General features: G+C 66.0%; 21 protein-coding genes. 8 read left to right on the top strand and 13 right to left on the bottom strand.

Annotated features, from left to right (window positions below):
• A partial coding sequence (locus ABZ260_RS17145; RefSeq protein WP_355618052.1) for an exo 1,3/1,4-beta-D-glucan glucohydrolase occupies positions 1 to 2523 on the top strand: 2523 nt, incomplete at its 5' end.
• Here the strand turns inward: ABZ260_RS17145 and ABZ260_RS17150 are convergent.
• From ABZ260_RS17150 to ABZ260_RS17165, 4 genes are all read right to left on the bottom strand, one after another.
• The gene (locus ABZ260_RS17150) at positions 2520 to 4238 is read right to left on the bottom strand and encodes a recombinase family protein (protein WP_355618055.1); all 1719 of its coding nucleotides are present in this window, start codon (positions 4236 to 4238) and stop codon (positions 2520 to 2522) included. The two genes, ABZ260_RS17145 and ABZ260_RS17150, sit on opposite strands and share 4 nt — an antisense overlap.
• 5 nt (positions 4239 to 4243) lie before the next feature.
• Positions 4244 to 4396: a hypothetical protein gene (locus tag ABZ260_RS17155; protein WP_355618058.1), complete on the bottom strand. Its 153-nt coding sequence runs from the start codon at positions 4394 to 4396 to the stop codon at positions 4244 to 4246.
• Between the two features lie 223 nt (positions 4397 to 4619).
• Positions 4620 to 5495 carry a hypothetical protein gene (locus ABZ260_RS17160; protein WP_355618061.1) on the bottom strand — a complete coding sequence of 292 codons (876 nt, stop codon included), beginning with the start codon at positions 5493 to 5495 and terminating at the stop codon, positions 4620 to 4622.
• Positions 5496 to 5894: a hypothetical protein gene (locus ABZ260_RS17165; protein ID WP_355618064.1), complete on the bottom strand. Its 399-nt coding sequence runs from the start codon at positions 5892 to 5894 to the stop codon at positions 5496 to 5498.
• A 688-nt stretch (positions 5895 to 6582) separates the two neighbouring features.
• On the opposite strand from ABZ260_RS17165, the gene ABZ260_RS17170 reads away from it, so the two are divergent.
• From ABZ260_RS17170 to ABZ260_RS17185, 4 genes are all read left to right on the top strand, one after another.
• Positions 6583 to 6930: a GntR family transcriptional regulator gene (locus ABZ260_RS17170; protein ID WP_355618067.1), complete on the top strand. Its 348-nt coding sequence runs from the start codon at positions 6583 to 6585 to the stop codon at positions 6928 to 6930.
• A gap of 455 nt (positions 6931 to 7385) precedes the next feature.
• Positions 7386 to 7796: a DUF6313 family protein gene (locus tag ABZ260_RS17175; protein WP_355618070.1), complete on the top strand. Its 411-nt coding sequence runs from the start codon at positions 7386 to 7388 to the stop codon at positions 7794 to 7796.
• On the top strand, positions 7793 to 8047 hold the full coding sequence (locus tag ABZ260_RS17180; protein ID WP_355618073.1) for a DUF6313 family protein: 255 nt from the start codon (positions 7793 to 7795) through the stop codon (positions 8045 to 8047). The genes ABZ260_RS17175 and ABZ260_RS17180 overlap by 4 nt, the downstream gene beginning before the upstream one ends.
• Before the next feature lie 217 nt (positions 8048 to 8264).
• On the top strand, positions 8265 to 8462 hold the full coding sequence (locus tag ABZ260_RS17185) for a helix-turn-helix domain-containing protein (protein WP_355618110.1): 198 nt from the start codon (positions 8265 to 8267) through the stop codon (positions 8460 to 8462).
• A gap of 394 nt (positions 8463 to 8856) precedes the next feature.
• Here ABZ260_RS17185 and ABZ260_RS17190 read toward each other — a convergent pair whose 3' ends face one another.
• On the bottom strand, positions 8857 to 9747 hold the full coding sequence (locus ABZ260_RS17190; protein ID WP_355618076.1) for a hypothetical protein: 891 nt from the start codon (positions 9745 to 9747) through the stop codon (positions 8857 to 8859).
• Between the two features lie 442 nt (positions 9748 to 10189).
• On the opposite strand from ABZ260_RS17190, the gene ABZ260_RS17195 reads away from it, so the two are divergent.
• The gene (locus tag ABZ260_RS17195; RefSeq protein WP_355618079.1) at positions 10190 to 11068 is read left to right on the top strand and encodes a hypothetical protein; all 879 of its coding nucleotides are present in this window, start codon (positions 10190 to 10192) and stop codon (positions 11066 to 11068) included.
• Between the two features lie 289 nt (positions 11069 to 11357).
• On the opposite strand, the gene ABZ260_RS17200 is transcribed toward ABZ260_RS17195, so the two are convergent.
• The 3 genes from ABZ260_RS17200 to mobF all read right to left on the bottom strand — a co-directional run bounded on the left by ABZ260_RS17200 (position 11358) and on the right by mobF (position 16056).
• A complete protein-coding gene (locus ABZ260_RS17200; protein WP_355618082.1) occupies positions 11358 to 11678 on the bottom strand; it encodes a hypothetical protein in 321 nt (106 codons plus the stop codon).
• Positions 11675 to 11815 (bottom strand): hypothetical protein, encoded by a 141-nt coding sequence (locus ABZ260_RS17205; RefSeq protein ID WP_355618085.1) that lies wholly within the window; start codon positions 11813 to 11815, stop codon positions 11675 to 11677. The genes ABZ260_RS17200 and ABZ260_RS17205 overlap by 4 nt, the downstream gene beginning before the upstream one ends.
• Positions 11816 to 12108: 293 nt before the next feature.
• Positions 12109 to 16056 (bottom strand): MobF family relaxase, encoded by a 3948-nt coding sequence (gene mobF, locus ABZ260_RS17210; RefSeq protein WP_355618087.1) that lies wholly within the window; start codon positions 16054 to 16056, stop codon positions 12109 to 12111.
• Between the two features lie 731 nt (positions 16057 to 16787).
• On the opposite strand from mobF, the gene ABZ260_RS17215 reads away from it, so the two are divergent.
• On the top strand, positions 16788 to 17354 hold the full coding sequence (locus ABZ260_RS17215) for a hypothetical protein (RefSeq protein WP_355618090.1): 567 nt from the start codon (positions 16788 to 16790) through the stop codon (positions 17352 to 17354).
• 26 nt (positions 17355 to 17380) lie between these two features.
• Positions 17381 to 17704 carry a hypothetical protein gene (locus ABZ260_RS17220; RefSeq protein WP_355618093.1) on the top strand — a complete coding sequence of 108 codons (324 nt, stop codon included), beginning with the start codon at positions 17381 to 17383 and terminating at the stop codon, positions 17702 to 17704.
• 41 nt (positions 17705 to 17745) lie between these two features.
• Here ABZ260_RS17220 and ABZ260_RS17225 read toward each other — a convergent pair whose 3' ends face one another.
• The 5 genes from ABZ260_RS17225 to ABZ260_RS17245 all read right to left on the bottom strand — a co-directional run bounded on the left by ABZ260_RS17225 (position 17746) and on the right by ABZ260_RS17245 (position 25907).
• Positions 17746 to 20919, bottom strand: coding sequence for a DEAD/DEAH box helicase family protein (locus ABZ260_RS17225; protein WP_355618096.1), 3174 nt, complete (start codon positions 20917 to 20919; stop codon positions 17746 to 17748).
• Positions 20919 to 22253 carry a restriction endonuclease subunit S gene (locus ABZ260_RS17230; protein WP_355618099.1) on the bottom strand — a complete coding sequence of 445 codons (1335 nt, stop codon included), beginning with the start codon at positions 22251 to 22253 and terminating at the stop codon, positions 20919 to 20921. Before ABZ260_RS17230 ends, ABZ260_RS17225 begins: the two co-directional genes overlap by 1 nt.
• On the bottom strand, positions 22250 to 23995 hold the full coding sequence (locus ABZ260_RS17235; protein ID WP_355618102.1) for a class I SAM-dependent DNA methyltransferase: 1746 nt from the start codon (positions 23993 to 23995) through the stop codon (positions 22250 to 22252). The genes ABZ260_RS17230 and ABZ260_RS17235 overlap by 4 nt, the downstream gene beginning before the upstream one ends.
• 351 nt (positions 23996 to 24346) lie before the next feature.
• Positions 24347 to 25147, bottom strand: a complete 801-nt coding sequence (locus ABZ260_RS17240; RefSeq protein ID WP_355618104.1) for a WbqC family protein — start codon at positions 25145 to 25147, stop codon at positions 24347 to 24349.
• Entirely contained in the window at positions 25089 to 25907 is an 819-nt protein-coding gene (locus ABZ260_RS17245; protein WP_355618107.1) for a YdcF family protein, read from the bottom strand. Before ABZ260_RS17245 ends, ABZ260_RS17240 begins: the two co-directional genes overlap by 59 nt.
• Positions 25908 to 26109 lie beyond the last annotated feature (202 nt).

A 26109-nucleotide genomic window follows, 5' to 3' on the forward strand; every position in this document is an offset into this window, starting at 1 on the left:
GGCAAACCGGCCCTGGACGCCCGCGGCTGCGCCCGCATCGAGAAGAAGCTGCCCACCCTCGCCGAGTGGCCCAAGGTCGACAGCGCCATCGGTCAGAACCGGTCGGACGAGAAGCGGGTGGCGAAGATCCTCGCGGGCATGACGCTCGCCGAGAAGGTCGGCCAGATGACCCAGCCGGAGATCACCGCGATCACTCCCGACGAGGTCAAGCAGTACTTCATCGGCTCGGTGCTCAACGGCGGCGGCGCGTGGCCCAACCGTGACAAGCACGCCGCGCCGAAGGCCTGGCTCGACCTCGCCGACGCCTACTGGAACGCCTCCGTCGCCACCCGGACGAAGATCCCCGTCATCTGGGGCATCGACGCCGTCCACGGCAACAACAACGTCTACGGCGCGACGGTCTTCCCGCACAACATCGGCCTGGGCGCCGCGCAGGACCCGTGCCTGGTGCGTGACATCGGGGCGGCGACCGCCAGGCAGATTCGCGCGACCGGCCAGGACTGGGCGTTCGCGCCCACCCTCGCCGTCCCCCTCGACGACCGGTGGGGCCGTACCTACGAGGGCTTCTCGGAGGACCCCCGGATCACCCGCGCGTACGGCTACGAGGCGGTCAGGGGACTGCAGGGCAAGCACCCGCGCGGCATCGGCTCCGACGGCGTCATCGCCACCGCGAAGCACTTCATCGGTGACGGCGGCACCGTCAAGGGCGTGGACCAGGGTGTCAACCCCTCGTCCGAGGCCGAGATGATCAACGTGCACGGCCAGGGCTACTACAGCGCGCTCGCGGCCGGCGCCCAGAGCGTGATGGCGTCGTTCAACAGCTGGACCAACGCCGACCTGGGTATCAACGAGGGCAAGCTGCACGGCAGCAAGCGAGCCCTCACCGACATCCTCAAGCAGAAGATCGGTTTTGACGGCATCGTCGTCTCCGACTGGAACGGCATCGGCCAGGTCGCCGGGTGCACCAACGCGAGCTGCCCGCAGGCGATCAACGCGGGCATCGACGTGGTCATGGTGCCCAACGACTGGAAGGCGTTCATCGCCAACACGATCGCCCAGGTCCAGAGCGGTGAGATCCCGATGGCGCGCATCGACGACGCGGTGACCCGCATCCTGCGCGTGAAGCTGCGCACCAACGTGCTCGACGGGCCGAAGCCCTCCAAGCGCGCCTTCGCCGGTTCCACCGACGCGCTGCAGGCGAGGAAGCTCGCCAGGGAGGCGGCGCGCAAGTCGCAGGTCCTGCTCAAGAACAACGGCAAGGTCCTGCCGCTGGCCGCGAACTCCAAGGTCCTCGTGGTCGGCAAGAGCGCCGACAGCCTGCAGAACCAGACCGGCGGCTGGACCCTCACCTGGCAGGGCACCGGTAACGTCAACGCCGACTTCCCCAACGGCACGACGATCCTCGGCGGCCTGCGCGAGGCGCTCGGCGCGGCCAACGTCACCTTCAACGAGACCGGCGAGGGCGTCGACCCCTCGGCGTACGACGCGGTCATCGCGGTGATCGGCGAGACGCCGTATGCCGAGGGCGTCGGGGACCTCGCGCGGCGCTCGCTGGAGGCCGCCAAGATCTACCCCGCCGACCTCGCCGTGCTGGATCGGGTCAGCGGCAAGGGTGCGCCCGTCGTCACCGTCTATGTCAGCGGCCGGCCGCTCTGGGTCAACAAGGAGCTCAACCGCTCCGACGCCTTCGTCGCCGCGTGGCTGCCGGGCACCGAGGGCGGCGGCGTCGCCGACGTGCTCGTCCGGGGCAGGTACCGCGACGGTTTCACCGGCAAGCTGCCCTACTCCTGGCCCAAGAGCGCCTGCCAGACGCCGCTCAACGCGGGCACCGAGGGCTACGACCCGCTCTTCCCGCTCGGCTACGGCCTGCGCAACGGCCAGACGGGGTCGGTCGGCACGCTCGACGAGACCGCGCCCGAGTTCGGCTGTGGCGGGCAGGGCGGCGGCGGTGAGGCGAGCGAGGATCTGGAGATCTTCAACCGGACCGACATCGCGCCCTACAAGAGCTTCATCGGTTCGGCGGAGAACTGGGGCGGCACCGAGATCGGCGCCGACGGCCAGGCGTCGCACGCCGAGATCTCCGTGGTGCAGTCAGACGTCAACGTGCAGCAGGACGGCCTGAAGGCGACCTGGAGCGGCACGGGCCCGGCCCAGATATACCTGCAGGACCCGGCGGGCGGCTCCGATCTTCGGGGCTATCTCAACTCCGACGCGGCTCTGGTCTTCGACACGATCGTCCACCAGGCCCCGGCCGCCAGGACCGTGCTCAGCGTGCACTGTGTCTATCCGTGCTTCTCCGAGGTGGTGGCGACCTCCCTCTTCCAGGGACTCCCGGCCGGGAGCAAGGCGACGGTCAAGATCCCCATCGCCTGCTTCGCCGCGGGGGGCCTCGACCTTGAGGTGGTCAACACCCCGTTCCTCGTCTACACCGACGGAGCCTTCTCCGCCTCGTTCGCCAACGTCCGCTGGGTGCCGAAGGCGGCCAACGACCCCGACGCCAAGAAGTGTGAGGACCTGACCTAAGGCTCTTCGCACACGAGAGACGCGAGGGACGGGGTTCGGTGGTGTCCGGCCTCGGACACAAACCGGTCGCCTATGGGGTCCTGGTCATGTGTACACGTGACCAGGACCTTCTGTTTTGACGGGTGGTAGATCAGCCGCAGTCCGATGTTCGCGTAGATCTTGGCCTTCCGGATCGGGTCAGCATTCGAGAGAACTCGCACCATGTCTCCAAGCCTGTGCGTGATCTCCGCCAGCTCATCACGCCCCGGCCGCCTCTGAGGCAGTACGTGCGCGCGGCCGAGGCGTTGCTCGGCCGCGGTCTTGCGGACAAGCTCTTCCTGGATCCATCCGGCGACGAGCGCCGGGTCGGCGCCCGCCTCAAGGGCAGCCCGATGCTGGGCGAGCTTGCGGTCGCACTCGGTGATCTGGCGGCGTGCCACAGCGAGTGCTTGGGCCTCGGGCGGTGTCACGTCCTGTGCGGCCGCCAAGACATCGAGAGTCTGGTCAACGTTGTGGGGCGCGAACAGCCGGCCGAGCCAGTGGTCCAGTCGCGGGACCACGCGGTCCTCTCGTAGGTAGACGTTGCGGGGATGCATGAGGTGGTTGGCCAGGGCGTACTCCTCGGGGAAGCGGCAGCGGTAGTAGGCCGCGTCGTTGACCCATTGGCCCTGCATTCTGCGGTCGCAGACACCGCAGTACAGCAGCCCCCGGAGCTGGTACGGCTTGGGGGTGCGCTTGCGGGTCTTGTCGGTGTGGCGATCGCCTCGCCCCGTCAGCGTCATCTGCACGGCGTCGAAGTCCTCCGTGGACACGATCGGCGGGTGAACGACTGTCTTCGACCAGACCCAGTCCTGCTTGGAGTTCCACCTGAGCTTCGTGGTGTGGCCCAGGCCGACGTCGTCCACATCGATGAGGACCTCGTCCTTGCGCTGGCGGTTCCACACCTGGTGGCCGGTGTAGCGGGGGTTGGTCAAGATGGCGCGCACCGCGCTCTTGGACCAGGCGATGCCGGAGCGGTGACGGTTCCGGCCCGGATCGTGAGCTGATGGGCTGGGAATCCCGTTGCGGGTCAGTCTCTCGGCAATGGCGAACAGGCCGTAGCCGTCGAGGAAGACCGCGAAGATCTCTTCCACCACGGGCGCGGCGACGGGATCAAGCTCCAGTCGGTGAGCACGCTTGCCGTCGGCCGCCTTGGCCGGGTTGGGGTGTGGGCCCGCGTCGGCCAGCCGGTAGCCGTAAGGCGGCCGACCTCCCAGAAAGCGGCCTTCCATTTGGGCTTGGGCTGACATGGCGCTGCGTACGCGGATCTTGATGCGGTTGCGCTCGCCTTTGCTCATACCGCCGAACACGCTCATGACCAGGTCATGGGCCTCGTTGTTCGGGTCGATCGGGCCGCCCACCTCGGGCACCCAGAGCGGAACCCTGAAGTGCTCGAAGACGGGAAAGGTCAGGCCGTACTGGTTGCCGTAGAAGGCTCGTTGCGGCTCACCGATCACCACCGCGTCGAAGCCGCGGTCGGGGTTGCGTAATTCGGCGAGCAGCGCCGCCGCGTGCGGGCGGCGCTGCCAGGGGATCGAACGGGACTTGTCGACGTCGAAGAACTCGGTGACGATCACGCCCCCGCGCGACTCGATGAGCGCGCGGGAGCGGGTGATCTGCCAGCCTCGCGAGGACTGGGGATCCTGCTTGTCCTCGGTGGAGACTCGGCCGTAGAAGGCGAAGCGGATGGTGTTCATGGGTCCTATGCGGCGTTGGGGTGGTTGACCAGCATGGCTTGGTGAGCCTCCAGCAGGATGGCGAGCAGTTCCGTGGCGGCGCTGGGCGTCAGGCGGGGCGGTCCACTTGGTAAGACGATGTGCGGAGTCGGCTGTTTACGAGTGGTGGATGCGGTCATGATGAGAGGCGCTCCTATGCGTTCGTTGCTGGCGGGTAGGGGTACGGCCCCGGCGACGTGCTTGGCGGTACTGGAGTCGGGGCCGCTTTGCCGCCGTACCTTGGCGTAGATCCGCACGTTGCGGCTGGCACCTCGGCAGGGCGGCGGGTCGGATGTTTCCGTGACGTCGAAAACGCAGGCTGCCTGCGGTGCTTTCTCAAGCAGGACAGCGCTTTGCGTCTGGTCATGACGCAGGTCTCTTAACTACGAGTGGGTGGCACGCCGGGCAGCGCGCCACAGTGTTGTCGCGAAGTTCCATCTGCCGGGTGCGCTCGTCGCAGTAACCGCACCAATCTGGGGCGATCCTCAGCGACGGACTGGGCTCGACGCCCTCGACCGCAGGCAGGAACTTGTCGGGGTCTTCCTTGATTGCCTTGGCCACGTAGCGACTGCGGTGTTTGACGGACCGGCCATCGAGGATCGTGTGGCGGATCGCGGCCGCGTCGGGGAGGCGGATCTCGCGGCCGGTCAACTCAGCCAGGAGCTGGACGATACCGCGATCGATGGAATCGTCGTCGTTCGCCCAGGCACGCGCGTTACGACGAGAAGACGACTGATTGTCTGCATCTTCTTCCGTCCTAGTCCCCTTCGGGGACTGGACGGAACTGCGTGGCGTTAGTAACGCGTTACGTTCGGCGTTACTAACGCCACCGTCGACGGCGTGTGGCTCGGTCCGGTTGCGTCGCCTGTCTCGCCACCTTTTCTGCCGCTCGGCGTTGGCCTTCCGTTCTGCCTCCACCCGCTCCTTAGCGGGCACGAATGCGAAGAAGTCATGGATCACCCACCCCTTCGCCACAGGCGCCGGGCAGAGATCGGAGGGACACTCTTCGCCAGGCAGATGCCAGGTACCCCGGGACACGAGTTCGGTGATGAAGCGCATCGGCTTTCGCACTCGCGGACACACGTCGATCAGGTCTTCCTGGAGTACCGCACCGTCGGTCAGGTTGTGGGCACACCAGAAGATCGCTGTGAAATGTATACGAAATGCGGCGTCCGACAGGCCTGCTACCTGCCTCCGAGTCGGGAATCGGTCGTCGAAATACAGCCCTTCCCGTTTCATCTAGTGCCTGCCTCTATCCGTCAGATGCAAACCGGCCGTGGTGTTGAAGGCACGGTCGAGTCGGAGCGCGAGGTCACGTGCCGACTTCCGGGCCGCCGTAAGTTCTGACAAAGCCTTGTCAAGACGCTCGCCGGGGTCGCCATGGTCGTCACCCAGTTGCCCGGATTCCTGCATGCGCCGCAACGCCTCGCCGAGTTGCCTCAGCAGTTGGTCAAGCCCAGCCGTCGAAATGCCAATACGGCCCAGAACGTCGTACACGGTGGACGGATAGGTAACGCCGACATGGGAGAGCGTGGCGTGGTTGAGGACCCGGACAGCCTCGGATACGGCTGCGGCGACCTCACTGGTGTAGTCGTCACCATGGGGGCCATCTGACGACAGCCAGACGGTGTCAGCCATCGGCATTGACTCCGATCGCTGAGATCTTGTCAAGATGCCCGCGTCCCGTCAGAGTGGTGACGAGAGTCAGCAGCCGACGCATGAGCCAGTGAGGCACCCCTAAGGTGTCTGTGCTTGCGATGGATGGGATGCTGAACATGACCTACTCCCTTCGAGTGGGTCTGACGGAAGGCCCGGCGCCGGCCAGCCTCCAAGCAATGCGGGCGCCGGGTCCTCCTGTAGTGAACTTGCAGAGGGCCAACTTCACGATTCGGCGGGGAGCTGCCGACATGCGCAGTTGTCCGCTTCCTAGCTGCTGGTGATCCCCCAGACGCCCCACCCCCTCGTGTTCCAGGAATCACGTACGTAGCAGACGTATCTGCCATGATGACACAAATCACTTTGCTGGTCTTGACTCACAAAGTCAGAAGTTTCGCCTCGCGCTTCAGCGCCTCGCGATCCCCCTGCCGTCCTCACCACCTCCACGCCGCACCGCTGGTTTGCCATGCGTGCACATCCATCCGGTTAGTGATCAAAAGCACGGCCGACATCGCACCTGGCCAGAGCTATCAGCCCATGGCGATTGCTCTCACCCTTCCCCCTTGCCTGGCGATCAGTTTGGTCTAGGTAGACCATACTGTACTAGTTCAATCTAGGTATAGCTCAACTGTGCTTTCCTGGTACAGCTGAAGGGCTTAGCCTTGGTGTTGTGTCCGTGCCTGATTTCAGCGATCCTCGGCCTGCTTACCTGCAGATTGCAGACGACCTGCGTCAAGAGGTGACGGCAGGTCGACTCAAGCTCGGCGAGCGGCTTCCGGCGCGGCGGCAGTTGGCCCAGCGCTACAGCGTGGCCGTCGAGACGGTTCGTCGAGCCTTGGACGAACTCGCGCGCGATGGCCTGATCAGCACGCAATCGACGCGCGGCACATACGTGGTCAAGACTCCTGACCAGAATGAGCCGTCCTCCGAACTTCAGCAGGCGATGACCGAGGTGCGCCGACTGGCCGAGCGCATAGAAGATCTGGAGTCTCGCGTGAAAGACCTCGAAGGCCGCTGACCCCCTCCACGCGTCCCTTCGAGCTCCATCCCTTCAGAACGTCGCGCGTGCAACGCCACGCACCTTCGATGTTCCTACCTCTCGGGGCTCCGGGCTCTTCCTCGGCAGCAGCCGAATCGGCCGTCGCGAAGCCACAGGTCCAGGTGGAGCGGCCCGAGCGGAGCGAGGGACGACTACCTGGACCTATGGCTTCGCAACGGCCATCATCGGCCTGCGAGGAAGACTCGGGCGGCCGCGATTCTCGCCCGCCGTTGAAGAAGATCGTTTTTGACGGTTCCGGCTGGGTTGCGTCTTCTCCCAGAGCTCGCGAAAGGCAGTGAGGGGAAGACCAATCGAGCTCCGGAGCCACACGCCCCACGGTCACCACCGCGAGGGGCGCGAGCGCGACGTACGGATCACCTCACTTAATGCCTCGCCGCTCTTGAAAGACCTGAGCCGACGATTACTTTCAAAGGATGACGTCAGCGACACCGCCGCCGCGGTTGCCCCTGCGGGCCCGAGGCCGACGGCGGTTGCGCTCCTTGGCCGCGCTGAGCAAGACCCGCTACTGGCTGCTGACACGGGCGATCTGGCTAGCGCTGGCGTTCTTCCTTGTCTTCGCCATCGACGCCGTACTGATCGGCTGGTCAACCGCATATGAGGTGATGATCGGCATCAAGTCGCCCGCCGAGGTCCCAGCGCCCGTGGCGAGCTGGGCAGTATCGCTCATCGGCTGGTTGATGATCCCCGCGTTCGTGGGCGGCACCGCCGGCTACCTGGTGACCCGACAGATCGACGCCCGGCGCACGCAGTCCGAGGCTGACGTCGCCCAAGCCCTGCGCAGGCAGGCCCGGCCCTCAAGCAGCCGACGGAAAGGAACGCGGTGAGGTCCCTGCGGGCACTTTATGACGGCGAGGGGGCCGAACCTCGCTTCGTTGAAGCCTTCGTGGAGAAAGTTCACCAGGACAAACTGAATACCGCCGAGGACCACTGGGAACGTACCGTGATGGCTTTCCTCAACACCCGGGAGATGGAAGGGCTGTCGGCGGCCCAGGCCACCGAGAAAGCCGAAAGACTGGCGATAACGACGCTGTGGTACCCGGCGAAACGATGGGGACGATGTCCGTGGTGCTCCTGACCGATCGGCCCCTGCTCAACACGCCACCTGAAAGGTCGACGTCATGGTGACCCAGCAGAGCCAGCACGAAGTTGTGACGGACTTGATCAGCCGCGCCTGCCCTCCGGATCAGGTCCCATCGGCTTTCACTGTAGAAGCGATCATCCGTATCGCCGGCAATGATCACGCGATTCGCGAAGCGGAGATCGACCGCCTCGTCGACGGCGCCCTGTATGGCATCCCCGGAGGCCCCCTCAGCGAGATCAGCTTCCTGACAGTAGCCGAGACCGCAACCCTCATGAGGGTGTCGAAGATGACCATCTACCGGCTCGTCCACAGTGGCGAGCTGCCGGCCATCCGCGTCCAACGCAGTTTCCGTATTCCCGAGCACGCCGTCCGTGAGTACCTTAGCCAGCACCAGGACATCGCTCACTGACGATCAGCCGTACCCCCGGCAGGGGCGTCGCCACACCGGGACGGTCAGCAGATGGCGCCGGGGAGCGGCCGGTAACACCGGGAGCCGAACGTCCCGCGTCGATGTTGAGCGCCAAGGCGACGTCGACGTTCAGTGGCACGCCGACGACGAAGGAGTTGGCGTGGCGTCGATCGCCGTCGACCATCACAGCGAGCACCGAAGTGGCGATCGCAGACGGTTTCCGGGGCAGCTTTGTGCATCGGAACGGAAAGTCACGGTAAGCCGCTCAACTCTGCTCTGCTAACGGGACTTTTCGTTCCGATGCACATGCCCCGAATCCTGGCCGACGTCTATGGCCTGAATGCCTGGCTGATTCAGCACTCGTGGGGAGCGCAGGTCATCCGGCCCTTTCTCGTCACGGGTTCTTGACGACGGCGCTGCTGTTGAACCACTGCACGATCAGGATCGCCGCGTGCACGGCGGCCTCTGCGGCTTCCTGCGTGGTCGGCTTCGACGTCGGCCCACCTGCGTGCCGGTCGCGCTGTCCCTGCCAGAGCATCTTGATCAGGCCGATGACGGGCTCGGCAGAGGCGGGCTTCCCGCTCTTGTCGTCGAGGACCGTCGTCCACTTCGCGGCGGTGTCTTCCAGGTGCTTCAAGGCCGTGCCCAGCGTCGGGGTGCCCGCGTTGGGGATCGTCGCCGGGATGACGACCGCCTCAGCCGCCTTGATCGCCTGGCTGTACGCCTTCTCCGGGTCTGGGTGGAACCCGTAGGCCGCAGACCACGCCGCCTTCAGACGGGTAGATGCATCAGGGGGCGCTGCAGTGATCGTGCTCTGGGCTGCCTTCACAACGGTCTCGTCGACGCGCCGCTCCAACCCGTCAAAATTTTCGGTCAGCTGCCAAGCAGAACCGCCCTCCCACAGGCGGAACTGTAGTTCTTTGACCTGGACGGTCCATATGCGCCGAGATTCCCGCTCGCCTATGGATACCCCATATGACGTGTCGTGGCCTTCTACGAGCCAAGACTTCGCGAAGAGCGCAGCGTCGATCGCTCCGAGAAGCTCACTGCCCTCCACGACGACAAAGTGATTTCCCCGTCTGTCGCGCTGAGTAGTGAACACCTTTCTGAGCCGTAGCTGTATAGAGGTGGCCATGTCATCGAACAGGTCCAACGTGCCCGCCAACCACTCTTGGATGACGGGGAGGAGATAGTCGGGCACGTCATCGACGAGCTCTCGCTCGCCGGTCTTTCCGGCGACCCGATCCCAGAGCGGGCGCCACGGTGGTTTGGTCGGCGTTGTCACAGATCAAGGGTAGGGGAGCTAGTGTGCGAGGCTCGCGACATTATCCGGCCGCTGGTGGCCGAATCCGCTTCGCCTCCGGCATGGCCAGCTTGTCGATCCGCGCGGCGAGCCGGCCCCTGAGCAGCAATCAATCGGTCAGTGGCGGTAGCGGGCCGACGCCAGCTGACCTACCGCCATCCAGCGGTCCGATACAGGTGAGTCGCTCTATGTGAAGACACGGCGGCCGATCCGTTTCGGGTGAGCAACCACGCGACTGTCACCCACGGATGGCCTCACACACGAAATCGCAGGTGATCCTGATCGGTTCGCTCACGCTCGATAGTCAGAAGCGGGCTGTCGGCCCGGAGAGTTATCCTGAGCGACACAGTACATAGGAAGGACCCCGGCGCTGCCCGCCGTTTCTGTCGTACGTCTGGCGTTACCGTTGCGCGCGGAGGTTGAAATGCCACGAAAGGTCACCCCGGCCCAGTACAACCGCATGGTCGGCAACTACAACCGTAAGTTGAAGCAGGCCGTCGACAAGTACAACCGCGAAGTTACGGCGCACAACCGCAAGGTGAAGCGCGCCACCGACGACTACAACCGCGACGTGCGCGCGTACAACGCGCGCGTGCGTTCCAATCGACAGCGGCTCAACGCCGAGATCGCACGACTCAACGGCCAGCGCTCGACGACCCGCTACGTCACGGTGCAGACCTCGACCATCGCGCTGCACACCGCGTACTCCCACGTCGACGAGCAGTCCGCACTGTGGAACGAGCGCGGACAAGAGCTGGCCGACTTGGCGGAAGCCGAGACGGCCAACAGCGCGCACGTCGCCAACACCCTCCTGGGCGAGACAGCCGCCGACGCGGAGGAGACCGAGGAAACGTCGCTCACCGACGAACTGTCCGCCCTATCACTAGACCTGCACAACCGCTGGGAGGGCGCCCGCTTCGCGATCAATCCGCGAAACCCCGACGCTGCGCGACATTTCTGCACCAGCGCCCGCGAGGTCATCGTGGAACTGATCAACATGAAGGCTCCCGACGCCGCGGTGCTGCAAGCCAAGCCGAACTGCGAGCGAGGACCGGACGGCAAGGCGGTCGCGCGGCGAGAGAAGATCGGTTACCTGCTCGATCTGAACGGCGCCAGCTACGAGGCCCTGGGCGACTTCATAGAGACCAACGTCAACGACGTGATGAACCTGTTCTCCCAATTCAACAAGGGCACACACGGCATGGCAGGACGCTTCGACATCCCCACCCTTCGCACGATCAAGCACCGTGTCGAGGACTCGATTCGATTCCTATCCACGCTGGTCCGAGGCCTCAGCCACTGACCCAGCCGTCAACGGCAACGCTGGTCACAGATCACGGTCACGAGCGGTGTTTCATGAGCAGCCAGCATTGACCAGGCAAGTCACAGCAAGATCAACGCCGTTTGGGGCTCAGTTGGGTCGGGCCAGGGCGCGGTAATACCGGGAGCCGACCGACGTCACACCCGGCTCTACACCGGCCGCCCAAGGATGGCTCTCCCCATCGGAGGAGAACATCACCACGGTAGCGCGCAGCGGACGTCGCGTCCTGGAGCGGCGCCGCGGAACTGGGGCCGAACATGACCGCGGTTTTCTACGCGCTCGCCGACAGATCCCCCGATGCCTGGCATCGGCAGGGTGCCATCACCAGTGTGCGGGTGCTCTCGTCCAGGTGGGCCACCGTCTCCGATCCCAGGCAGTAGCGGCATCCCAGGACGGCGGCGGCCGCGGGGTCGGACCAGATGCGGTGCTCCCACGCCGGGGGCGGCTCGGTCGGCGGCGGGGGAGGTTCGGCGGGCTCGTGCTCGGCGCCGACCCAGCCCCGGCCGTGGCAGAACCGGCACGCGATCCGCAGACGGCCCAGCCGCTGACCGCCGTCGCCCTCGCATTCGGGGCAGGTGATCGGGTCGCTCATCGCCGCCCCGTCCCCGCGCACGCGGTGCACGCCACCCAGACGCTCTGCTTGGTGCTGCTGCCGTTGCGGTCGATCCATTCGCCGCCCGCGCCCAGGCAGGTACCGCAGATCGGCGCTTCCTGTTGCTCCTCGCCCATACCTCGACGCTATGTCGTCCCGAGAACTCCGTCAGGTCCTTCCCGGTCACCTTGCCCGCTTTTCTCCCTACGCTTTTACGGCGTAGATTCATTTCCTCGTTCCGGACCGCATGGTCGTCGTGGTGGCCCTTCAGGCTGTCGGCGATTGCGGCGGTCAAGGCCACGAGTTGAGCGCAGCGAAGATCGTGGCCTTGAGGGCCGCGGAGCCGACGGCCATACTTCGGGCCGCGACGACCACGCCCCTGCCCCCGCACGCGCGAGCTCCGAAAGCTCCACCACGTCCGCCCCCGAGCTCACATACGCAACCCCGGGCCGGGGCCTCTGGCGGTGGGCGGGCGACGGGAGTAGGTCCGCTCGGCGGCCTGACGCTGTCGCGCTTCGGTGCGTTCACGGGCCTGTTCGTTTCGGGCGCGGACCCGCTCGGCTGCGGCCGGGTCGCGGCGGGCGCGGTCTTGGTCGCGCCGCACCTCCCGGTCGAGCCCGTGGCGGTGGTCGCGCTCGGCGACCAAATCAGCCAGCAAGCGGGTGGCGCGCTCGTGCTGGCCGTCGGGGGAGTCGACGATGGTGCGGAAGCTGAGCCGGGCGGCCGCGACGCGCTTCCGGTCGGCCAGGCCCGGCATCACCTGCTCCACGCGCTCAGCGATCGTCTTCTCCAGCACCTTGGTGAAGGACGTCGAGTCACGCAGGCGGCGGTGCCGGGTCTGCAGGTCGGCCGCGCTCGTACACGAGGGGGAGGCCTGGCGGGCGGCGTGCAGCGCGGTCTGCTCGGCGCGGGCGGCGGCCTCAGCCCGGCGGGCGGCTCTGTTCATCGCCTGGGAGGCCTCCTGCAGCTTCTCCTGCAGCCGGGTGCGCTGGCTGCTGGGCAGCAGAGCGCGCAGCCCGCTGTTCTTCTCGGCCAGCGCCGCCTGCAGCCGGTAGACGCGCTGCTGGGCACGCTGGTAGGTGCCCTGGGCGTCTTGTCGCCAGTCGCCAGCGGTGCGGGCTTGGTCTAGAGCGTGGGCCAGACGGTCACGCTCATCGACAAGCTCGGTCTTCACCTGGGCGCGGATGGCGGCGACCTGCTCGGCCTGCTCGCGCTCGCGGCGCCGTTGCTGGGCGACCTGCCCGGCCAGGGGCGTCGCTTGGGCGGCGGTTGCCTCGATACGGGCGTGCAGGACCGCATCGCTGAGCAGGCCGTGCGGGCGATCGGGGCGGGTGACCTCGTTCAGCGCCACACGGGCGGCCACCGCCCAGGCCGCCTCGGCTTCGATGGCCGCCAGTCCGCGGGCCCGCACCGCGGCGATCGGCTCAGGCTCAGGGGTGAGGAGCTGGTCGGCGCGGTCGCCTTGCAGGGTGGCGGCGTAGGCGTCCAGGGCGCGGTGCAGCTCCTCGGCCGCATTACGCGGCTCGCCGTGGCGGGCGCGATCAGCGTCGGATTCCAGGACGGTGCGCGGCAGGTACAGGCGGGCGCTGATGCGGTCGCGGCTCATCGCCGCGTACAGGGTGTGCGGGTCCAGGCCCATGCCGTAGATGAGGGTGTGGTGGCTGGTCAGGCCTTGGGCGGCGGCCACCGTCATCGCGGTGCCGTGCGAGAGGCCTCCGGCGGCGATGTAAGCGGGCGTCACCCGCTCGACGACCAGGGCCGGGCCGTCAGCGCCCAGGCGACGCCACTGCACGCTCACCGACCGGTCGCGGTGAATCGCGACGACGACGCCGCGGTAGCCGTTGAGGACGTCCGCGCGCCGCCCCTTGCTCTTGCGGGAGCGGTAGTCGTTGGCCCGTACCCGCACATGGTCGCCGACCGCCAGCTCCAAGGTGCGCCCGCCCGGTAACCAGTAGAGCACCTGCGGCCCGGAGAGCTCTCCGTGCTCGCGGCGGATCGCGCGAGCGGCGGCGTTGAGGCGGTCGGCTTCGGCGTTCGTTCCGGCCAGCACCAACACGGCGGCGAGCTCGTCGTGCACGTCGCGGTAGCCGACGCGCAACGTAGCCCAGTCGGCCAGTAACGCGGCCAGGGTGTCGGTGGCGTCGCGCCCGGCGTGCACCCGGCCGCCGCGGCTCCAGGTGAGCAGCGCTTCGGCCCGGTCACCGTCGCGCCATTGGGCCAGGGCTTGGCGCTCGATCGGGTCACGCTGGCGCCGGTTCTCATTGAGCACCAGGCCGTCGACTTGCCGGTGGAGGGCGGCGAAGGTGCCGCCGACGCCGATCGCGCGTAGCTGCAGCGGGTCGCCGATCGCCACGACCTTCGTGCCGGTGCGATGCGCTTCGGTCAGCAGGGCGGCCAGGTCGCGGTCGTCGACCATCGCGGCCTCGTCGATGACCAGGACGTCGACGCCGTCCAGGCCACAGCTGTCAGGGTCGGTGATGCGGTGGATCCAGGTGGCGATGGTGTGCGCGTCGATGCCCGATTCGGCGGTCAGGTTCGCGGCCGCCACGGCGGCGGTCGCGGCGCCGGCCACCACCAGGCCGCGACTCTCCCACCCGGCGCGGGCGGCGGCCATCAGCATGGTCTTGCCCGCGCCAGGAACGCCGATGAGCGCCTCAACACCGCGCCCGTCGGCCAGTAGGCGGTACAGGGCGGCGCGCTGAGTGGCGGAGAAAGTGAGGTCGTGGGCGACCTCGAAGGCATCCAGCGACAGCGCGATGGCCGCAGCGTCGAGAACGGCGGCGCCTTCGTCGTAGCGCTGGCGGGTGATGTGCAGCACCTGCTGCTCGGCCCGCAGGATGTCGGTGGAGGTGTAGCGGGCGGAGTTGACCAGGTGCCGCGTTCCGGTATCGGGCAGGCGCACGGCCGGCTCGCAGGCCAGCACCGCATCCGTCAGCGCCTCGGCATCGGCGCGGTCGGCGATGCCATCGGGGCAAGCGTCGGCCACCGCGGCGAACACATCGGCGCGGGTGACGACCTTGGTGTGGGAGGTCAGGCCGCCATCAGCGCGCCAGATCCACGCGGCGATCTGTTGTGCGCTGGGCCGCGGCGGGAGGCCTTCGCCCGGGTGCAGGCACGAGGCCATGACGGCGGCGGCGTCGATGCCGTCGGCGGCGCATTGGGCATGCCAGTTCGCCGCCAGGTCCCCGGCCGCGACGGCATCGTGTTTAGGCTGGCGGCTGGTGGCGCTGGCCACCCGGCGGGCGTGCTGGTGAGTCTCCTCATAGGCGATGCCGTGCTCGGCCAGCAATGCCTTGACCTGGGTGTCGCGCTTGGAGAACCGGGCGCGCATCGTCTCGTCGATGCCGACGATTTCCCACGCCCCGGTGTGCGCGTCGCGCTCCCAGCGCACCCCGAATGTCTCGATCGTCTGACGCCGGAGGCGCGCTTTGAGGAACGCATCAGCGGCGTGGGCGTGGCGAAACAGGTCCCGACCGCCGGCGGCCACCGCCGACCACTTCCCATCAATGCCGCGCACCATGTTGGCGATCGACGCGTGCGCGTGCAGGTGCGGATCCGGGGCCTGGCCGTCGACCGGGCGGGCGGTTCGGTGCTCCAGGACCCAGCCCAGCAGGCCGCTGGAGGCGATGCGCTCGGCGAGCTCGTCATCGCCCTGGTGGCCGCGCTGGCCGTAGGCGACCCACTCCTGCACCGCCGCGACGGTCTCGACGACGCTCTGGGTGAACATCGTCTGGACCGCCGCGCCGACCTCGGGGCTCGACAGAGCGTGCAGCAGGCTGACGCTTTTGCTGACATCCAAGGTGAGGTCGTATCCGCGGTTGCCGACGCGCACCCGCGCCTCGCGCCAGCGGCGCGCCTCGGCCAACTGCTCGGCGTCGTAGACGGCGGCGAGATCCAGGCCAGCAGTCTTCGCGAGTTTGCGCGCATCTTCGTACGCCAGCACGTACGCCTCGCCCTTGCGCTGCACGCCGCGCTCCAGCCGCGCCGCGCGTTTGGTCATCGCCTCGTTGCCGCGCACCAGCGCGCTGACCGCCGCGGCGCCGCGCTCGATCGCGGCCTGCTGCAGGGCGGCCAGGAGCGGGGCACCGGGCAGCATCGCGCGCGGGTCGACGGCCTTCTTCGCTGCTACCAGTACCTCACCGGTGTGCGGGTGGCGGCCGTCCATCAGGGCGCGGGCCGTGTCGTGCTGGTCGGCGGTGAGGGGACTGCCGGGGGTGAGGCCGACCTCGCGCAGACCGTCGCCGATCCACATCAAGGGACGCTCGCCGGTCAGCCGGTAGGCCAGCTGTGCGTCCGCTTGGAGCTCGGGGACGCCGCATCCGGCGCCTTCGCGCAGCCGGTAGTCGACCTGCGCCTGGTCGGGTCCAAGCGTGCTCACCCACGCCAGCGCACCCACCTCCCCACATCCGCCCAGCTCAGCGCCAGTTCTCCGGCCGAAGGCCGCCCGTATCGCAGATACCTTCGTCCAAAGTCTTGAATTGATCTTGTAAGGAATTATGACAGATTGTGTTGATATTAGGTAGATCGTAATCAGAGATGGTGATAGCAGCGTTGAAATAGTGGTTTCTAAAAGATCTTGCTTGAAGATATTTTGGTAGCAGGTCGATGAGCGACTGATGCTGAACGACAAGTTGTTGATCTCTGGCTCACTCTCAATGATCATCGAGAGTGAGCCAGAGCCCAGGTTCCTGGCGCACAAAAGACATATAGATGATCTTCGGCGCCCACTCCGCCTTCGTGCCCGGAGCCGACGAACGCTTCTTCGTCCGTCAAGTCCGCGGGTAAGCCGGTGCTTCCTGCATCGGCAACACGAACCCTCATCCGGCCCTCTCCCCGCTGAGATCAGGTACTCGATGTCAGCCCTCTGCGGAAGAATGCCGTCATGGGCGAATCCCTCGCGACACAGTTCCTTCGAACAGATCTCGAGATTTCCTGCACTCAGTGCGGTTACCCGATATGGATCAGGTACTCAGAAGTCGTGGCGCAGGCCACCGTCACGTGTCCCTGCTGTTTCATCCAGCTCCGGCTAGTCGACGGCACCGGCAGCGCTCAGAACGCGGGCAAGGTCGTCGACCAGGAGATCACACAAGCTCTGAAAGGCCTCAGCCGATGAAGTACCAACAGCAGTTGCAGGTGGCTGTACGCGAACGACTTCGCCGACTCATGATCGCGTCCTTCGCCAGTGCTGGCCACGAGGTACATCTCACAGTCGCATGGATCAAAGGCCAGCCGGCTCTCAGAGGCCTGCTGGAGGAAGCTGGCAGAGCCGAGTCCGGCCTGGACCGAGAGCGTTTCCGCGCAGGTTTGGCCCGCGACGAGCCGCTCGTCTGGCCAAGCAGGACCGAGGAAGGGCGTGCCACCCTCGTCTGGGAGCTGTTGCAGGACATCGCGGCGGAGGACGAACGCAATCCCCAGGCAGGGTTTCGGACCGCCATGGAATACAGCAACAAGTCCAACCTTCAGGACAGCTGGCGGGAGTTCGCTGAGGACATCCTGCAGCCGCTGTTCGACTTCCTCGGCGAACGCGTCGGCGCGACGAACTGCACGCCCGGTACACGGCCGACACTCGCAACGGCGAGGAGATCTACAACCTTGACCTTCAGCGTTTCCTGTTCCTGGAAGGCAATCACCTCACGCACGCCAAGCCACGATCAGCCTCAGGCGAAGCGGATCTGATTGGCGACCTCGACGGCAGCGAGCCCTTGATCTGCGATGGAAAGATCTTCGACGGCGGCGGGCGAGGCAAGTCCTACCTCATCAAGGGCATGCACCAGATCATCAAGTACGCGCACGACTACGGGCAGCACACCGCTTACCTCGTTATCTACAACCTCACCGACAAGCTCCTCGACTTCCCCACCGACGGCACCCCCGACACCTGGCCGCCGTACGCCGAACTCGCTGGCGTCCGGGTGTATTTCATTCACGTCCGGGCCCTGCCACCGACCACCACCGCCAGTAAGGCTGGCAAGGCCACCCGTGTGGTCATCGCCCGCGATGACCTCTCCAACCCCGATAGCGCCTGACACCCAACAGACGGTGTGGTCTCCACTGACCACGGGGCGATTCAGGGTGAACTGTGAGGGGACACCTCAAGATCCTGAGCAAGGCCGACCTGCCCCTTGTCGATCGCTGCCTCGTAGAACGCGTCGGCGAGCGCCACGATGATCCCTTTGATCGCAGGCCCGTCGGTGAAGAAGTAGTCAGCCATGGTGTTGTGCGCCTCCTGGTTGTCGGCGACGACCTCAGTGACGGCGGACTGGAAGTCCTGCGACTCCATGAACTGCTTCTTCGAGTTCACCCGGGTCTGCTGGACCAGGTTCGTGTCGGCGAGCAGTCGCTGCACGAGCCCCTGCACGAACTCCCGGATCTGGGACTCGGCGAACGACTCGGCGCCGAAAAGGTCGTTCATCTTGTCGATGACGACCTGGAGCGCGACGTACTTCGGCTCCTTCTTGGTGCCGGTGCCTGCTCCGCTGATCCCCTTCAGCGCGCCGTCTCCGGTTAGCGAGATGTCAACCGCGATTGCCTTGCTGTGCTTCACACCGACCAGGACCACGTCCGAAAGGTCGACCTCGGCGCTCCACGAGGACTCGGCGATGACCTTCTCCAGAAGCCGGAGGAAGATCGAGAGCATCTCCATGTACGGGTCGCCGTAGTCGACGATCTGGCTCATGAAGTCATAGAGCCGCACGTAGGTGGAGACGTCCTTGCGGAAGAGGTCGAGCCTGTTGAGCGTGACCTTGTCCTCGGTCTCGATCGCTGCCGCGTAGCGACGCCGGAAGTCATGCTGGGCCGGGCTGATTGCCGCCGAGAGCGCGTTGTTGCCCTTGCGGGTGACCCACAGCTCGGCGACCTGGCGGACCTGCTCCTCGGTGTAGATCCCCGCCTGGGCGAGCTTGTTCGCCAGGTGTACGACGACGTACGGGTCGGTCTCGGTCTCCAGGGCGGCGTTGGTGAAGTACGGCTCGAAGGCGGCCCTGATGTCGTCGGGCTTGTTGACGAAGTCGATGACGAACGTCTTGGCCTTCTGCTCCCCGTCGGCGGTGCGGTGGGTGCGGTTGAGCCGGGAGAGCGTCTGCACGGCGGTGACCCCGGAGAGCTTCTTGTCGACGTACATCGCCGAGAGCAGCGGCTGGTCGAAGCCGGTTTGGAATTTGTTGGCGACCAGCATGATCTTGTACGTGTCGCCCTTGAACGCCGCGGCCAGGTCGGCGCCCGCCCCAGGGTTCATCTTGGCCTCGGTGAACTCGTCGTCCTTCGACGGCGTCGGCCCCCAGTCCTGGCTCCACTTCTCGTTCTCGGCCATCGACACCGACCCGGAGAACGCGACCAGGGTCCGGTAGTTGTACGACGCATCCTCGGCGGCCCGCTTGGTGATGTAGGCGTCGATCGCCTTCTTGTACTTCACCGCGGCCTTGCGCGAGTCGGTGACGACCATCGCCTTCGCCCTGCCCTCCAGCAGGTAGGCGACGTTGGCGTGGAAGTGCTCGACGATGATCTGAACCTTCTGGCTGATGTTGGTCGGGTGCAGCTGTACCCACCGCATCAGCCCCTTGCGCGCGGCCGATTCCTCGACCTCGCCACCGTCGCCGCTCTCGGCCTTGCCGGCGATCTTTAACGCGGTGTCGTAGGACTGGTAGCCCTTGAGCACGTCGAGGATGTAGCCCTCCTCGATCGCCTGCTTCATCGAGTACAGGTGGAACTCGTGCGGCTTGCCGTCCGGCCCCGTGCGGCCGAACAGCTCCAGGGTCTTGTTCTTCGGCGTTGCGGTAAAGGCGAAGTAGGAGATGTTCTCCGACTCGGCCCGCTCGGCCATCTCCGAGGCCAAGACCGCCTCGACGTCGACCGAGCCGCCGTCCTCGATCTCCTTGATCTCCTCGGTGGTCAGGACCTTCTTCAGCTTCGAGGAGATCTGCCCCGACTGCGAGGAGTGCGCCTCATCTGCGATGACGGCGAACCGCTTGCCCTTCAGGCCAGATTCGGCCCGGATCTCATCGAGTGCGTACGGGAAGGTCTGCACCGTCACCGCGATGATTAACTCGCCATTCTTCAGCGCCTGTGCCAGCAGGCCGGACTTCGACTTCGCACCGGCCTTGCGCACGTCCTCGGGGCTGATCGTCGCGACGATCTTCCCTGTGCCGTCGATCTGCCGGATCGCGTCCTGAAGCTGCCCGTCGAGCACCGTGCGGTCCACGACCACGATGACCGAGTCGAAGACCTTCTCATCATCGACGTGGAGTCGCGCGAGACGGTGTGCCGTCCAGGCGATCGTGTTGGTCTTCCCCGACCCCGCCGAGTGCTCAATCAGGTAACGCCGGCCGACACCCTCCTCAGCCACCGCGGCCACGATGTTCGTGACCGCCTCCCACTGGTGGAACCGGGGGAACAGCATGCTCGTACGACGCACCGACGTGCCGGTCGCGACGTCCCACTCCTCCTTGGTCTCCACGATCATCAGCCGGCCGATGATGTTGAGCCAGGCGTGCTTCTCCCAGACCCGCTCCCACAGGTACGCCGTCGCCGACTTCCCATCCGCACCAGGCGGGTTCCTGGCACCGTCCTCGAAGCCGGTGTTGAACGGTAGGAACTGTGTCTTCTCACCTTCCAGCCGGGTCGTCATCGCGGCCAGGTCGTTGGAGACCGCGAAGTGGACCAGCGCACGGTGTCCGAACGACAGCAGCGGCTCGCGCCGACCGTTGGTCAGTGGGTTGCGATGCTTCTGGTACTGCTGGATCGCCTCGTTCAGCGACTGGGTGAAGTCGGTCTTCAGCTCCACCGTGGCGACCGGGAGCCCGTTGACGAAGAACACCAGGTCAATGCTGCGCTGGTCGGCGGTCGAGAAACGCACCTGACGCATCACCCGGACGCGCATCGCCGTATACTCGGCGTTCGTCGTCTCGTTCAGCGTCGTCTCGGGCCGGAACTGCGCCATCTTTAATCGGCCACCGCCGATGTACTGCACGCCGGCACGCAGGATGTTCAGCATCCCGCCGCCATGTTCGAGGGGCTTATCGAGGGCCGTGGCCAGCACATCAAGGAACTTCGCCTGCGACCCAGCCGCCTTCAGCGCCTTGTCGTACACCAGCTTCTGGGTCGCCTCCAACCATGCGAACAGGTCCTCGGGGAACAGCGCTCGCTCCTGGTCGTAGCCGGTGTCGTTCTCCGAGTACAGCCAGCCGTGGGCCGCGAGGTGCTCACAAATCTCGGTCTCGAAGACGACCTCATTGTGATCAGCCATTACGCGACCTCTCGTACGTCGATCTGGCCCGTCACCGCCGCGGTGATAAGCGCGGCTCGACGCTCCCGAGCGAGGTCGACAAACCGCTCGGTCTCCGCGATGAGTTGATCGATCTTCGCCGTCACCTCATCTAGATGAGCAGCGATGCTGCGCTGCTCATCCAACGGTGGGAAAGGCATCTTGAACTTCCGAACCTGCCACTCGCTCACATGGGGCACGCTGACCCCGGTGAACAGCGGCTCCAAGTAGTCGAAAAACGCGTCGGTCAACATCACGTACTGCACATACCCTCGGTCGCCCTCCGCCGTCGGTCGAATCCGCATGACCCGCTGGAGCAGCAGCGCCGGAAGGTCGCTGCTTGAGAGGGCAGCGACTCTGACACCGCTCCCCACAAATGGACGGTCCATTCCAAACACAAGATCCCCAGCTTCAAGCTCGTACTCGCTCGGAACAGCAGAAGCCTCGGTGTCCCAGTAGACCGTTTCGGCCCAGTCGATCCTGCCGGGCTTCACGTTCACGCCACGTAGCAGGCGTGCATGAGCCTCGTCAATGCTGAAGGCATCACTAGGGAACGCGTAACCAGCCAGGGTGTCACACATGAATCCGAGTTGTACGACGCGCCAGTGGACCGGAGTCGACGGAAGCCAGAGCTCAGGGCGGTTGTTCGTGTCGGCATTCCACAACCCTGCGAAGACTGTCTTCTCAATGAGAGCCTTGCGGCGCTCGCGGAGCATCTCGATCAGGCGCTGCTGCTCCTCGATGAGCGTGTCGATGCGGGCGGTCTCGCGGTCGAGGTAGTCAGCGATGGCGCGCTGCTTTTCCAGCGGCGGGAGCGGGATGGGGGTCCGCGCCAAGGTACCCAGATTCAAGCGACGGAACGTCGCTCCCATGATCTGGTAGTCCCAGTACTCAGCGGTCTGGGAGGACAGCAGCGCCCAAACGAGGAACCGTGTGTCGATCAGTTCCGGCCGTAGCGCGACACGGACCGTGTCTTGCGTCAGGTTCGCTCCCGCCAGGTCGTCCGAAACGACGGCGACCTTCCCATAGGCGGGACCGATCGACACAACGACGTCGCCACCTACCAGAACTGACCGCCGGTAATTCGCCGCGATTTCAGGTGCTGTCGTTCGCAGCGCGTCCAGTTCCGGTGAGGCGCCCTCACCGGTGATATCCGACGGTCCGACGTAAGCAACACCGCCATCAACTAGCTCTCCAGCCTGAAGGATGCCGTAGGTCATCGGACGTTCGTGCTGGACCAGCCAGTGAAGCCGAGTCATTTCGTGGCCGCCCCGCGGTACACCCGAGTCGACGTGCTCGGTGTATCGCTCGGTCATCCCTCAACCTCCCGCAGCAGGTCAAGAATCTTGGCGACCTGCTTCTCCAGGTCAGCGTCGATCTCGGCGAGTGAACGAGGGGAGACGTACTTGTAGAAGTGGCGGGTGAAGGGGATCTCGTAGCCGATCTTGACCTTGGTCCAGTCGATCCAGGCGTCGGGAACATGCGGCTTCACCTCGGCGTCGAAGTACGCCTGGATGACCTCGATCTTGCCCGCAGGACCGGCGGTCGAGCCGCCGTAGGTGAACGGCACGTTCTCGGTGTCGCGCTTCTTGGAGTCAGGCTTCGGCTTCCCCTTGCGGTCGACGACTGGCTTGCCGTCCTCGTCCAGCAGTGGTCGCTCGACGGTGATGGTCCAGTAGCCGAACTCGTCGTTGCGCAGCACCTTCGAGAAGTCCGGGTCGGCGTCGGTGAAATCGGCGTACAAACCGACGACCTTGGCGCGGTCGGTGTCGCTGATCTCGCGGCCCTTGCTGCCGAGGTTCTTGCGCATCTTCGTCCAGAACGACGTGCCGTCGATGAGCTGAACCAGGCCCTTGCGGTCGGGATGCTTGGTGTTGTCGAGGATCCAGATGTAGGTGGCGATGCCGGTGTTGAAGAACATGTTGGTCGGCAGCGCGACGATCGCGTCGACCAGATCCTTCTCCAGTAGCCATTTGCGGATGTTGGACGGGCCGGACTCGGCGGACCCGTTGAAGAGCGGCGAGCCGTTCATGACGATCCCGGCCCGGCCGCCGCCGTCCTCGGGGGCGCGCATCTTGTGCGCCAGATGCAGCAGGAACAGCATCTGCCCGTCCGAGGTGGCCGGCAGGCCCGGCGCGAAGCGGCCGTACGGGCCTGCCTCGTCGCGCTCCTTGGTGATGGCCTTGGCGTACTGCTTCCAGTCGACCCCGTACGGCGGGTTGGACATGCAGAAGTCGAACTGGCGGCCCTTGAAGGCGTCGTCGGTGAGCGTGTTGCCGAAGGCGATGTTGGACGCGTCGTGGCCCTTGGCGAGCAGGTCGGACTTGCAGATCGCGTACGACTGCGGGTTGTACTCCTGGCCGTACAGGCTCAGCCGGGCGTCCGGGTTCTGTGCGAGCAGGTGCTCCTCGGCCAGGGCGAGCATGCCGCCGGTGCCGGCGGTGGGGTCGTAGAGCGTACGGACGATGCCTGCCTCGGTCAGGTCGGCGTCCTTCTCGGCGAAGAGCAGGTCGACCAGCAGCCGGATCGCGTCACGCGGCGTGTAGTGGTCACCGGAGGTCTCGTTCGCGGCCTCGTTGAACTTGCGGATGATGTACTCGAACGCGTCCCCCATGTCGGCGTTGGACACGACATTAGGGTGCAGGTCGACGGCGCCGAAGGACTTCACGATCTCGCGCAGGAGACCGGCCTTCTCCAGGGCGATGATCTCCTTCTTGAAGTCGAAGTACTCGAACACATCGACATCGGCGGAGAACCGGTCGATGTAGTCGACGAGGTTGTCCGCGAGCCCGTCCGCGTCCTTCAGAAGATTGGCGAAGCTGTACTTCGAGGTGTTGTAGAACGGCCGGCCGGTGGCCTTCTTGACCTCGATCCGGAGCCGGTTCAGATTCTCGTATGCCGCGGCCAGGTCTCGGACGGTCTCACGGTCCGGCTCCAGGATGCAGTCGAGGCGCCGAAGGATCGTGAACGGGAGGATCACGTTCCCGTACTGGTTGGGGCGGTAGGGTCCCCGAAGCTGGTCGGCGATCGACCAGATGAAACTACCGAGCGTGCTCACAAGACTCCTCACGAGAATCACTCAACGTGCATAATTACGTTGGCCCACTGGGGTAGTCGCGCCCACGCGAGGCAACACACGTCCGCTGACAGGGCGTCATGAAGCCATCTTCGCGCACCTCGGCCTCCTGCGTACCCGGGAAATCAGGCCCGCCCGCACCGTAGCGGAGGGGGCCGACACAAAGCGCGAGCAACGAGAGTCAGGCAGGTGAAGCCCTGCAGGTAGTCGTCGCCGTCCTCCTAGACGGTTGGCGAGTCACCGTTGGGACTGTCGGGATCCTTGCCGAGGAACCGGAGTGCCATGAGCCCGGCATGGCGAGGAGTGCGAACCGATCTCCAAAGCCCAGCAGGGCTAGGCACCAGATCGGGGATCGTCCTCAAGAACTCGTCCGCGCAGGGCCTCCAGTTCCCGCCCCAGAGCGCCCGACCCGACGAGCATCAGGGCGTGTACCGCGCTCACCTCCCGGGCGGATGCCCATATGCCCGATCCGCGGGCCTGGAACGGGAGGACCTCGATCGAGTGGACCCGGAAAGCGGCCGGGTCCAGGTATCGCATGCCCCCAGTCCCGCACAGGTAGGTCGTGGCGCCTGTCAGCCAGGCCAGGTCGGCCAGGCGCTGGGAGCGTTCACCGGGTGCGAGCAGATCGCTGCTGTGCAGGATCTGCCCCCGCCACCCGACCTCCTCCAGCAGCAGACGCGTGGACAACTCCGTCACGTCCGCCAGTCGATCCGTGCTCTCGAACGCGGCGAGTACGGGTTCGAGCCGCCTCTTGAACGACGGCCAGTAGACACTGTGCCGGTAATGGTCGGCGAGGAGCTGGGCGACACGGCGACGGCAGCGGGAGGGATCGGCCAGACGCGCTCCGCGGATGGAGGTGGAGCGGCCGTATGGCAGATGGGTGGAAATGGAGAGCCACTGCGGCTGCCACGAGCCGTCGAGCGAGGCGAGGCGCGCGCGGTGCTGGTAATCCCTGCGTGCGAACTGCACGTCGTCCAGGACGATCCAGTAGTCGGCGGCGAACAGCTTGGCCAGCGTCACCAGCCGGGGAAAAAGGTTGGGCTGGTGGATGGCGCACACCTCGCCGTACGGCAGGTCAGGGCGTAAGGAGCCTGCTGTCGAATCCGGCGCGGAGAAGAGCCTGGTAGGCGTCATGGACCTCTCCTGGGACGGGCTGCTCGATGGCGTAGCCGAGCTTGGGGTACTCGATCACGCGCTGGAGGTCGCCGACGAGCATGTCGATGACCAACTTCGGATCACCGATCGAGCTGACGTAGTCATCCAGCTCAAGCGGCTCGGAGGCGCACACCACCTCGACCTCGGGCCATACCTTTCGTGCCGTGGCGTAGGCCCGGCGCTCCATGTACGGCTTGGAGATCAGGAGCACCGAACCGGGCCGAATACCCGCATCGGCCAGCACCTGGCGGGACAGTGCAATGTTCTGGCCGGTGTTGGTGGCGTTCGGCTCCAGCAGAATCGCCTCGTCGGACATACCGAGGTCGAGCGCGTGCTCGCGGTAGTGAACGGCCTCGCCTCGGGGGAAGCGCGCCGCGGTGGTGGGGCTGGTGGCGCCGGAGAAGACGAGCAGCGGGAACCAACCGGCGCGGTGCAGGTCGACCGCCGCGCGTGCCACCCCCAGATCGTGGCTGCCCAGACCGATGGCCACGTCACACCGGCTCAGGTCGTGGTGCATCTGGTGGTAGTCCCAGATGGTGTGGGCGTGCTGCCACTGCTCGTCGGTGATGACCTGCTGCTTGACGCTCACTCGATTGCTCCCTGGTCGCCGTGGCAGAGGGAGGCGGATCTCCCCCTGGATGGTCCGCTGGATGCCCTCGATGCTGCGCAGTTGGTGCGCGAGCCCGTGCTGCGCGGCCTCGCGTGCGGCACGGCCGAGGATCACCACCCCATCATCCACGGTGGCCCCATCCGAAAGCAGGACGTGCCCGTAAGCCGCCTCCAGCCGGACCCGCTGCATGGGTGCATCGGTGACTGCGGTAGCGCGGCCCTGCAGCGGAGAGGTCATCCTGCCGCGGACACGCGGCAGGGAGACAAACGTGTAGCCCCACCGTGCCCGTCACCGTCGTGAATGCCCCGATGCGTCCACCCAGGGGAGCCGG

Source organism: Streptosporangium sp. NPDC006013, from assembly GCF_040614275.1.
GTDB lineage: Bacteria > Actinomycetota > Actinomycetes > Streptosporangiales > Streptosporangiaceae > Streptosporangium.